Here is a 10,969-nt window from a genome sequence, read left to right as displayed (position 1 = left end):
CCCCTGACCCGACCTGGGGGCGGTGGCCGGCACCTCCCGACAGCATTCCCGGAGCAGCCCATGTCCACACCCGCCCCCTTCGACCTCGGCGGCAAGGTCGCCTTCGTCTCCGGCGCCAGCCGCGGCATCGGCGAGGCCATCGCCCACCTGCTGGCCCGCCAGGGCGCCCAGGTCATCGTCTCCAGCCGCAGGCTGGAGGGCTGCCAGGCGGTGGCCGAGGCCATCCAGGCCGCCGGCGGCAAGGCCTCTGCCGTGGCCTGCCACATCGGCGAGCCGGAGCAGGTCCGGGCCACCTTCGACTGGATCCGCGAGCGTTTCGGGCGCCTCGACATCCTGGTCAACAACGCCGCCACCAACCCGCAGTACGGCAACGTGCTGGACACCGACGTCGCCGCCTTCCAGAAGACCGTGGACGTCAACATCCGCGGCTACTTCTACATGTCGGTGGAAGCCGGCAGGCTGATGCAGGAACAGGGAGGCGGCAGCATCGTCAACGTCGCTTCGGTGAACGGCGTCAGCCCCGGCGAGCTGCAGGGCATCTACTCGGTGACCAAGGCCGCGGTGATCAGCATGACCAAGGTCTTCGCCCGCGAGTGCGCGCCCTTTGGCGTGCGCTGCAACGCGCTGCTGCCAGGGCCCACCGACACCAGGTTCGCCGCCGCCCTGGTGCAGAACCCGGCGGTGCTCGACGGCATCCTGCAGCGGGTACCGCTCAAGCGCGTGGCCAACCCCGAGGAGATGGCCGGCGCCGTGCTCTACCTGGCCAGCGACGCCTCCAGCTACACCATCGGCATCAGCCTGGCGGTGGACGGCGGCTATCTCATCTGATCCGCGCGCCCGCGGCGCCCTCCTGACCTCCGAACGCACCGGGTACTGGCCCGGTGCGCGCGTTGCCATGGGTGAATTCCTTCGGACAATTCCCACGTCTGACCGAGCCAGTGAATGAAGGACCATTCATCGCATTGCTGAACCCCGCTGAAACCCGCGCCACAGCACGACTCATACCTTCTTCCGACACGCCACTCGTACTTTCGCGCGCTTATCCGCGCCCGGCGCTCCACATAGGTTGTGCCTGCAGTCTTCCAACCGAGCACCGGAGCACTACATGAAAACAATAACAAGACCTGGCTTCTTCCAACCGCAGCTGCTGGCCCTGGCGGTGGCCCTGGGCGTCGCGGCCCCGGCCAAGGCCGTCAACTTCAGCATCGGCGAGATCGAGGGGCAGTTCGACTCCTCCCTGTCGATCGGCGCCAGCTGGAGTACCCAGAGCCCCCACCAGGACTTCATCGGCTACAACAACGGCGGCAACACCGCCACCCACACCACCGACGACGGCCGCCTGAACTTCAAGAAGGGCGAGACCTTCTCCAAGCTGTTCAAGGGCATCCACGACCTGGAGCTGAAGTACGGCGACACCGGCCTGTTCGTCCGTGGCAAGTACTGGTACGACTTCGAACTCAAGGACGAGAGCCGGCCGTTCAAGGACATCAGCGACGAGGGCCGCGACAAGGGCGCCCGCTCCTCCGGCACACAGCTGCTCGATGCCTTCGTCTACCACAACTACGACATTTCCAACCTGCCGGGCAGCGTGCGCCTGGGCAAGCAGGTGGTGAGCTGGGGCGAGAGCACCTTCATCCCCAACAGCATCAACAGCATCAACCCCATCGACGTTTCCGCCCTGCGCCGCCCCGGCGCCGAGATCAAGGAAGCGCTGCTGCCGGTGAACATGTTCTACCTGTCGCAGAGCATCACCGACAGCTTCTCCGCCGAGGGCTTCTACCAGCTGGGCTGGGACAAGACGGTGCTGGACAACTGCGGCACCTTCTTCGGCACCGACGTTGTGCCCCACGGCTGCAACCTGAACAACGCCAACAACGCCGCGCCCGGCTTCGGCGCGCTGATGGCGCAGTTCGAGCCCATCGCCGCGGCCAACGGCCAGGGCTTCATCGCCAACGACGAAGGGGTGATCCTGCCCCGCAGCGGCGACCGCGACCCGCGCGACAGCGGCCAGTGGGGCCTGGCCCTGCGCTGGATGACCGATGACGTGGAGTACGGCGCCTATGCGATGAACTACCACAGCCGCAACCCCTACTACAGCAGCCAGACCGCCGGCGCCGACACCCTGGCCTCGCTGGGGCGCATCCTGGCCGCCACCGGCGCCGCCTGCGGCGGCCGCCCGGGCTGCTCCTCGGTGGTCCAGGGCATGGCCCTGAGCACCGTGCTGGGCAACAGCAACTACTTCATCGAGTACCCCGAGGACATCCGCCTCTACGGCCTGAGCTTCGCCACCACGCTGCCCACCGGCACCGCCTGGCAGGGCGAGGTCAGCTACCGGCCGAACATGCCGCTGCAGATCAACACCCCGGACATCTCCCTGGCGGTGCTCAACCCCATCGCGCCGACCACCTCGCCGACCATGCCCACCGCCCCCGGTGCCGACAACCATGGTTACGAGCGCAAGCCGATGACCCAGTTGCAGACCACCTTCACCCACTTCTTCGAACAGGTGATGGGCGCCGACCGCCTGACCCTGGTGGGCGAACTGGGCCTGACCCACCTGAGCGACCTGGAACCCACCAGTTCCATGCGCTACGGCCGCACCCCCGAGTACGGCCAGTGGGCGCCGGGCAACACCCACGGCTTCTACACCAACACCTCCTGGGGCTACCGCACCCGCGCCATCCTCGACTACGGCAACGCCATCGCCGGCATCAACCTCAAGCCGAACATCGCCTGGTCCCACGACGTGGAAGGCTACGGCCCGACCTTCAACGAAGGCGCCAAGGCCATCAGCCTGGGCCTGGATGCCGACTACCGCAGCACCTACACCGCCAGCCTGTCGTACACCAACTTCTTCGGTGGCGACTACAACACCCTGATCGATCGCGATTTCCTCGCGTTCAGCGTCGGCGTGAACTTCTAATCCGCGAGGACTCAACGATGAACAAAGCACTACGAGTGATCGGCGTCTTCACCCTGTCCCTGCTGGCCGGCAGCGTACTGGCCGCGGTCTCCCCGGACGAGGCCGCCAAGCTGGGCGCCAGCCTCACCCCGCTGGGCGCCGAGAAGGCCGGCAACGCCGACGGCAGCATCCCCGCCTGGACCGGCGGCCTGGCCCAGAACGCCGCCCCGGTGGACGCCAAGGGCTTCCCCGGCAACCCCTTCGCCGGCGAGAAGCCGCTGTTCACCATCACCGCGCAGAACCTCGAGCAGTACAAGGCGAAGCTGTCCGAGGGCCAGCTGGCGCTGTTCAAGCGCTACCCGGACTACAAGATGAACGTCTACCCGAGCCACCGCACCACCGTGGTCCCGGAGTTCATCAACCAGGCCGCCAAAACCAGCGCCCTGAAGACCAGCCTGGTGGAAGGCGGCAACGGCCTGCAGGGCTTCGCCGACAGCCGCTGGGTGGCCTTCCCGATCCCGAAGGACGGCCTGGAGGTGGTGTGGAACCACATCACCCGCTTCCGCGGCGTGAACATCCTGCGCTCCTCGGTCACCGCGGCGCCGCAGACCAACGGCGCCTTCACCGCCATCCGCTACGAGGAGGACCTGGCGGTGCCCAAGGGCATGGCCGACCTGGACGCCAAGGACGCGGAAAACCTCCTGTACTACTACAAGTCGCGCGTCACCGAGCCGGCACGCCTGGCCGGCAACGTGCTGCTGGTGCACGACTCCCTGGACCAGGTGAAGGAACCGCGCATGGCCTGGCAGTACAACGCCGGCCAGCGCCGCGTGCGCCGCGCCCCGCAGGTGGCCTATGACAGCCCGACCACGGAAGTCGACGGCCTGCGCACCTCCGACGGCCTGGACATGTACAACGGCGCGCCCAACCGCTACGACTGGAAGCTGGTGGGCAAGAAGGAAATCTACATCCCCTACAACAACTACGAGCTGGCCTCGCCGAAGCACAAGTACGAGGACCTCCTCAAGGCCGGCCACGTCAACCAGGATCTGGCGCGCTACGAGCTGCACCGCGTCTGGGTGGTGGAAGCGAGCCTGAAGCCGGGCGAGCGGCACATCTACGCCAAGCGCCGCTTCTACGTCGACGAGGACTCCTGGAGCATCGCCCTGTCCGACCAGTACGACGGCCGCGGCCAGCTGTGGCGCGTGGGCGAGGCCATGCTGACCCAGGACTACAGGCAGCAGGTGCCCTGGTATGCCCTGGAAAGCCTGTACGACCTGATCTCCGGCCGTTACGCGGTCAGCGGCATGATGAACGAGGAGAAGAGCTGGATCCGCTTCGGCGAACCCTCCTCCGCCGCCAAATTCACCCCCGCGGCCTTGCGCAGCGACGGGGTGCGCTGAGCAGCAGCACCTGTGGTTTTGGGCGACCTTCGGGTCGCCATTTTTTTTGCGCGCCCCGCGCGAACGGTTATCCGCCCTACGAGTTTGCCGGCTGACGCCCCGCTATCCGCTTGCTCGGGACAGCCCCCTCTCCCTTCAGGGAGAGGGCTGGGGAGAGGGGACGGACTTCGCCCAGGCACCTCTGCCAAACCCTGACTCCGCCCCCTCCCTAACCCTCCCCCGCAAGCGGGAGAGGGGACCGTTCAGCGCGATGCGAAACCACGAAGCTCCCGGGCTCCCCGTAGGGCGCATAACGCCTACGGCGTTATCCGCCGTTTGCGTCGTGTATCGGCGCATCGGCCAACGGCGGATAACCGCGAACGGTTATCCGCCCTACGAGTTTGCCGGCTGACGCTGCGCTATCCGCTTGCTCGGGACAGCCCCCTCTCCCTTCAGGGAGAGGGTTGGGGAGAGGGTGACGGACTTCGCCCACGCACCTCTGCCAAACCCTGACTCCGCACCCCCTCCCTAACCCTCCCCCGCAAGCGGGAGAGGGGACCGTTCGGTGTGGTGCGGACCCACGAAGCTCGGGCTCCCCGTAGGGCGCATAACGCCTACGGCGTTATCCGCCAAATCGCGGACAGAGTCCGCTCCTACGGTTCCGGGAAGCACCGACGTAGGACTCCGTCCGCGATTGGCATCCGCCACGCCGGACGCTCCGGTGGCACGACCAGCGGCGGATAACCGCGAACGGTTATCCGCCCTACCCAATCGTCTGGTCCCTGCTCCGCTACTGGACGCGGCTCACCTGCGGCAGCGCGTAGCGGCCGTCGAGGATCGCGGCATCCGGCTGGTACAGGCGCAGCAGCAGGTAGAACCCGCCCTTGGGCGCCGGCAGCCAGTTGGCCTTGTCTTCGCCCCTGGGCTGGGCGTGCTGAATCGGGATGCTGACGGAGCCATCGGCCGCCACCTGCAGGCCGGGGGTGTCCGAGCCGATCTTGTAGCGGCCGATGGGGTTGTCCACCAGCATCTTGTCGCCGGCGTTGTAGAGCGTCAGCGACCAGAAGGCCCCGACCGGCGGCGCCTTGGCGAAGGTCAGGCGGTACGGGTGCTGGCCGTCGAGCGGCTTGCCGCGGTCGTCCGTGAAGCGGATCGGGTAGACCGCCTCCTCCGCCAGGTTGCCGCCCAGGTAGGCGCCGGCCATGACCGAGCGCCCGGGGTAGTCGTAGCCGAACTCGTTGACCATGGCCACGTTCCAGCCGTTGCGCAGCACGGTGGAGGTCATGGTGGCCTTGCCGGCCACCAGCGGGCCGTCCGCCAGGGCGCGCTTGAGCCCGCGCAGTTGCTCGGCGGTGAGTCTGGAACGGTCGAAACCGTGCTCCGCGCTCAGCCCGATGCGCTGCAGTTGCCCCGCCAGCGCCGCGTCCACGGTCTTGATGCGGTTGTGCTGCATGGCATACCCCAGGTGCGTGAAGAAGCCCAGGTCGTCGCCCTCGATCGACGGCAGCGGCGGCAGTTCTTCCTTCGGCGCCTGGTAGCCGGCCTTGCCCAGCTGGCTCAGCGGGCGCAGGTCGAACCCTTCCTGCAGCGCCAGTACCGGCGCCAGGTCCTCGCCCTGGCGGATGTGCAGGCGCCCCCACAGCCAGAGCTTGTCGGTGCTCACCGGCAGGGCCTTGACGCCCTCCGGCAGGGTCCCCTGCCAGCCCGGCGGCACCAGGGCGAAGCGCCCCGCGCCGGTACCGGTGGCGCGGCGGCCGATGTAGTGCTCCAGGTCGTGGTACATGTCGAAGACGTTGATCACGTAGTAGCGGTCGGCGGTGTCCGGCACGCTCAGCACGTAGGGCTCGCTCAACCTGACCACCGCGCTCATGTACAGGGTGTCGTTGTTGGCCGTGGGCATGTCCTTGTCCGCCGGGGTGGACAGCGCCGTGGCCCAGCCAATGCGGTTCAGCGGCGCGCGGTAGCTGGTCGGCGGCTTGTTCGCCGGCACCTGGGTGTAGGTGCGCAGGACGCGTTCCAGGCGCACCAGCGGGTAGCCCCAGGTGTAGGCCATCACCCCCAGGGTGTAGGCATCGATCTCCTGGGCCTGGGCGACCTTCTGCGGGTTCATCACCAGGCTGATCTGCGGGTCCGCGAAGGCTTCCGCCCCCTGGCTGGGGCCAGCGCCCAGGGCGACGGCCAGGGCCAGTGCGGAAAGGAACGGACGTGAACGGTTCATCGTGTACTCCTTGGTCTGGGTTGGAACGATGGATGACCGCCGGCCGGGCCGGACAGGTATCACAGGGAAGACAGGGGGACGGACAGGCTGAGGAACACCGAGTGGCCTTCCAGGCGGTTGTAGGCCGCCTGTTCCTTGAAGGCCTTCAGCCGCAGCGACCAGGGCCGCGCGCCGGGGAAGTTCCAGGCCAGGGTCGCGCCCAGGGCCCGCGTGCGCCCGCGGAACGGCCCGAGGCTGGCGCCGCGGCCGCTGTCATCGCTGACCTGGCGGTAGTGGTAGCCGAGCAGGCCGGCGGAAAAGCGCGGGCCGAAGTGCTGTTCGGCGCTCCATTCCAGGTGCGCCTCGTTGCCGCTGCGGTAGTCGGTGGCCGGGTTGGCGGCGTTGAAGGTCACGCCGGCGGCCACGGACAGGTCCAGGCCGATGGTCGGGTCGAACCAGGTCAGCGCGGCGAAGGGGTCGGCGCCCCAGCGGTGGAAGGCGATGTTCGCCAGGGCGTCCTCGTCGTAGTCGCCCGCCGGGACGTTCAGCGCCACCCCGCCCTGCCAGTGGAAGTTGCCGCGGTGCCAGCCGAGCATCGCCGCCAGCACCGGGTCGCCGTAGGTGTAGTTCGAGGCGTGCACGTCGGTGCCCAGGCGCTGGCCATGGGGCCCGGTCAGTTCGGCGTCGACGTCCAGGGCCGGGCCGCCCAGGGGCTGGCTCCAGGACAGCCCCAGGTTGCCGCCCGCCAGTTGCCAGGGCGTGGACCAGAGCAGGGTCGGCATCGCCAGCCGGGTTTCGAGCTGGATGCCGGCCATCACCCGGCCGCCGACGGGGAAGTCCTTGGCCGCCCCGGCACTGCCCGCATAGCGGTAGAGGTCGTTCTGCAGGTACAGCCCCGGCGGCGGCAGCGCGCCGGCCATGGGGCCGCGGGAGCCCAGCAGGTAGAAGCCTACGCCGTTCTCGGCGGCCTGCGCCTGGCTGGCCGCCAGCAACAGGCAGCCGGCCAGGAGCTTGCGCCCGCCACGGTTCATGGCAGCAGGTGGCTGCCCATGGCCAGGCCCGCCGGTATGACGCCCGGCTGGCCGAGGCTAGCCGCGGCGGGCTCGTCCACCCGCTCGAAGTCGGGCATCTTGAAGCGCTTGTCGAACAGCGCGTCGGTGGCGCCGTAGAAGCGCAGGGCCGGCAGCGGGCGCTTGCCGCCGGTGGGAATCCAGTTGGCTTCCAGGCCCTTGGGCGCCTGCGGGCCGACGTAGAGGGTGACGCTGCCGTCGGCGTTCTTCTTCATCTTGTCCAGGCCGTAGGAGTCCAGCGTGGTGCGCCCCTCCCGGGTGTAGATGAAAGCCATGGTGGCGCGGTCGTAGAGGGTCAGCGACCAGAACTGCTTCACCGGCATGTCCGCCGGCACCACCAGCCTGTAGGTGGCCCCCGCCTCCAGCGGCCGCCCCTGGTTGTCGGCCATGGCCATCAGGTAGTAGGCCGCGGGCCGCTCGGGCACCTGCCGGGGCACCAGGGTGCACCAGAAGAACGCCAGGGCGCGGCCGTCGATGTCGATGCGCCCGGGGTATTCGAAGCTGAAGCCGCGGTTGGCGTCGGGCAGCAGCAGCGGCACGTACTGGCGGTCGGGCCAGTAGTAGTAATCCTTGGGCAGCTGGTCGAAGCGCTGCTGCAGGTAGAACCAGACGTCCACCACCGCCTGGCGCATGGCCCGGCGGGTCTTCTCGTCCGGCTGGTAGGGCTTGCCCTGCTCGATGCCCAGCGAAGCCAGCAGGCCGAGCATGTGCCTGTCCTGGGGGCGCGCCGGCTCGTAGGCGATGGTGTCGTGGAGCAGCCGGAAGTAGCGCTCGTCCTGGGGCAGCAGTGACGAGAAGCGCTGATCCACGGCGTCGACGAAGCGCTGCTGTGGTGGGTTGGCCGCCTGCGACAGGTAGTACATCTTCAGGCGCTTCGAGTAGGCATAGGCGTCCGCGGCGCTCTTGCCCGGCGCGCGCACCGAGCGGAAGGCGAAGACGATCCGCCGGGTCGGCGACACCACCTGGCGGTAGCCGGCCGGCACCGTGCCCTTGAAGTCGGGGCCGGTGAGCAGCAGCTTGCCGCCCTTGCCGGCGTCGATGCCCGAAGGCCCGATGTCGGCGATGGTCATCTGCCAGGCGTCCGTCACCTGGCCGTAGAGGCTGCCGTCGGGCCCTGCCGGCGGCACCTCCAGCACCACCGGCTCGCGCGCCAGGTCCGAGTAGGCGAAGACGTAGGGCGTGGAGCTGTTGGCGGTCCAGGTCTCGAACCTGGGCGTGGCCGGGCCGGACATGGCGACTATGTCGTTGTCCCTGGCGCCCAGGCCACCGAGGGTGGCCTCGCGGCCGCTCTGGGCCTGCACCGAGGGCAGCGACCAGAGCACCGCCTCGAAGGCGCGCTGGTACTTCACCTGGTAGTCGAAGTCGCTCACCGAGGGCCGCGCCCCCGCGGCGGGCTGCCCGCCGACCGGCTCCGCCGTGGCCGACTCCGCGGCCTGGCCCTGCAGCGCCATCGCCAGCAGCAACGGCATCATCAGTGTTCTACGTGGCATACGGGTCTCCCATGCAAATGCCTGTCGGTTTGCCGGCCGCGACTCCCGCCGCGGCCGGCGCGGGTTCAGCGGCGCTCGGCGCGCAGCGCCTTGGCGAGGGTCTGGTCGGTGATCCAGCGCAGCAGGCCGCTGGTCTTGCGCGCCATCGCCCGCAGCAGCCTGGCCCGCAGGCCCGGGGTGATCATGAACTGGCGCCGGCGCAGGCCATCGAGGATGCCGGCCACCGCCTCCTCCACCGTCAGCACCCCGGCGGTGGCATTGAGCGCTTCGGTGACCTTGCTGCCATGCTGGCGCTCGTAGGTCAGCAGGGGCGTGGCGATCTCCCCGGGGCACACCACCGACACGTCGATGCCGCGCGGCTTCTGCTCCAGGCGCAGGACCTCGGCCAGGCCCACCACGCCGAACTTGGAGGCGCTGTAGGCGGCCTGGGTGTAGCCGCCGATGATCCCGGCCAGCGAAGCCACCAGCACCAGGTGGCCGCCGCGGGGCATGTGCCGCAGCACGCCGGCGGCGAAGTTGCGGCTGCCGATCAGGTTGATGCGCACCACCAGCTCGAAGGTCTCCGCCGGCAGTTCGGTGAACAGCGCGGTGCGCAGGATGCCCGCCGAGTTGAAGGCGAAGTCCGGCACGCCCAGCCTGGCCACGGCGGCCTCCACCGCCGTGTCGACCTCCACGGCCTGGGTGATGTCGACGACGAACGCCTCCACCCGCTGCTGCGGCTGCCGGCACAGGGCGCGCAGCTCATCGAGCACCCGCGGCTCCAGGCGCAGGTCGAACAGCGCCAGGCTCGCGCCGTCAGCCGCCAGGGCCTTGGCGATCTGCAGGCCGATGCCGCTGCCGGCGCCGGAGACGAAGGCGACCCGCGGGGCGCCGTGGTTCCACTGGCTCATGCTCGACTCTCCAGCCTTGCCGTTGCGCTTGTGGCGCCCGCCGGCGCCTGTTGCTGTGTGCGGAAGTGTTCGGCCAGCTCGGCCATGGCCGCCTCGAAGCTCACCGGCGGCCGGTAGCCCAGCAGGCGCCTGGCCTTGTCGGTGGCGAACTCGTTGGGCCCGCCCATCAGGCGGAAGGTCTGGCGCGTCAGGTGCGGGCGCTGCGCCTGCTTGCGCAGGTGCCCCCACCATTCCAGGGCGCTGGCCATGAAGCGCGCCAGCCAGTTCGGCAGGCTTTTCGGCGGCGGCGTGCCGGCGGCCCTGGCCAGGGCCTCCAGGTAGGTCTTCCAGGTCACGCCGAAGCCGTCGGCGGCGATGAACACCTCGCCGTGCACGTACTCCGAGCGCGCGCAAGCGAGCAGGATCTCCACCAGGTTGTCGACGTGCACCAGGCCGGCGTCCCACTTGCCGGAGCCCAGCAGGCAGGGCGCGCCTTCGCGCAGCACCTGCACCAGCGAATTCACCCAGGGCAGGCTGCCGACGCCGAAGACGTTGGCCGGCCGCACGATGGTGGCCTTGAGCCCGCGCCTGACGCCCTCGCGGGTGACGCGCTCCTGCTCCTGCTTGCAGAACTCGTAGGCCGACGAGGGCACGCCCACCGGGCTGTCCTCGTCCAGCCGGCCCCTGGCCAGGGCGCTGGCGAAGGCGCAGACGCTGGTGGTCACCACGAAGTGCGCGCCCCAGCCCAGAGCCAGCTCGATGGCATGCTCGGTGCCCTTGACGGTCACCTCCACGTGGGACTGGGTGCTACCCCAGTCGCTGACCACCGCGGCCAGGTGGAAGACGGCATCCACCGGCCCGATCTGCTCGCGCAGCGCCAGCAGCCGGCGCACGTCGCCGACCACCACCCGCACCCTGTCGCCCCACTCCGCCGGCACCGGCTCGCCCGGCATCATCAGGGCCACCACGGCGACCTGCTCGGCCAGCAGCCGGCGCACCAGGTGGCGGCCGATGAAGCCGCCGGCGCCGGTCACGAACGCACTGTTCAGCGCTGCCATG

General features: G+C 69.3%; 8 protein-coding genes. 3 read left to right on the top strand and 5 right to left on the bottom strand.

What is annotated here, in order from left to right; all coding sequences use genetic code 11:
- The first annotated feature begins 60 nt into the window (after positions 1-60).
- The 3 genes from DK254_RS04085 to DK254_RS04075 all read left to right on the top strand — a co-directional run bounded on the left by DK254_RS04085 (position 61) and on the right by DK254_RS04075 (position 4,305).
- Positions 61-828 (top strand): SDR family oxidoreductase, encoded by a 768-nt coding sequence (locus DK254_RS04085; RefSeq protein ID WP_109932434.1) that lies wholly within the window; start codon positions 61-63, stop codon positions 826-828.
- Positions 829-1,105: 277 nt separating this feature from the next.
- Positions 1,106-2,923, top strand: coding sequence for a DUF1302 domain-containing protein (locus tag DK254_RS04080; RefSeq protein ID WP_109932432.1), 1,818 nt, complete (start codon positions 1,106-1,108; stop codon positions 2,921-2,923).
- Between the two features lie 17 nt (positions 2,924-2,940).
- The gene (locus DK254_RS04075; protein WP_109932430.1) at positions 2,941-4,305 is read left to right on the top strand and encodes a DUF1329 domain-containing protein; all 1,365 of its coding nucleotides are present in this window, start codon (positions 2,941-2,943) and stop codon (positions 4,303-4,305) included.
- 769 nt (positions 4,306-5,074) lie between these two features.
- Here the strand turns inward: DK254_RS04075 and DK254_RS04070 are convergent.
- From DK254_RS04070 to DK254_RS04050, 5 genes are all read right to left on the bottom strand, one after another.
- The gene (locus DK254_RS04070; RefSeq protein WP_109932428.1) at positions 5,075-6,502 is read right to left on the bottom strand and encodes a DUF1254 domain-containing protein; all 1,428 of its coding nucleotides are present in this window, start codon (positions 6,500-6,502) and stop codon (positions 5,075-5,077) included.
- A 59-nt stretch (positions 6,503-6,561) separates the two neighbouring features.
- The gene (locus DK254_RS04065) at positions 6,562-7,512 is read right to left on the bottom strand and encodes a transporter (protein WP_109932426.1); all 951 of its coding nucleotides are present in this window, start codon (positions 7,510-7,512) and stop codon (positions 6,562-6,564) included.
- A complete protein-coding gene (locus DK254_RS04060) occupies positions 7,509-9,041 on the bottom strand; it encodes a DUF1254 domain-containing protein (RefSeq protein WP_109932424.1) in 1,533 nt (510 codons plus the stop codon). The genes DK254_RS04065 and DK254_RS04060 overlap by 4 nt, the downstream gene beginning before the upstream one ends.
- Positions 9,042-9,106: 65 nt before the next feature.
- Complete coding sequence (locus DK254_RS04055) at positions 9,107-9,931, bottom strand: SDR family NAD(P)-dependent oxidoreductase (protein WP_109932422.1); 825 nt, start codon at positions 9,929-9,931, stop codon at positions 9,107-9,109.
- A complete protein-coding gene (locus tag DK254_RS04050; protein WP_109932420.1) occupies positions 9,928-10,968 on the bottom strand; it encodes an NAD(P)-dependent oxidoreductase in 1,041 nt (346 codons plus the stop codon). Before DK254_RS04050 ends, DK254_RS04055 begins: the two co-directional genes overlap by 4 nt.
- Position 10,969: the final 1 nt, after the last annotated feature.

Source organism: Pseudomonas sp. RW407 (assembly GCF_003176655.1).
GTDB classification, from domain to species: Bacteria; Pseudomonadota; Gammaproteobacteria; order Pseudomonadales; family Pseudomonadaceae; genus Pseudomonas; species Pseudomonas delhiensis.
The sequence above is the reverse complement of the archived record's forward strand: the minus strand, read 5'-3'. Positions and strand labels throughout refer to the sequence as shown.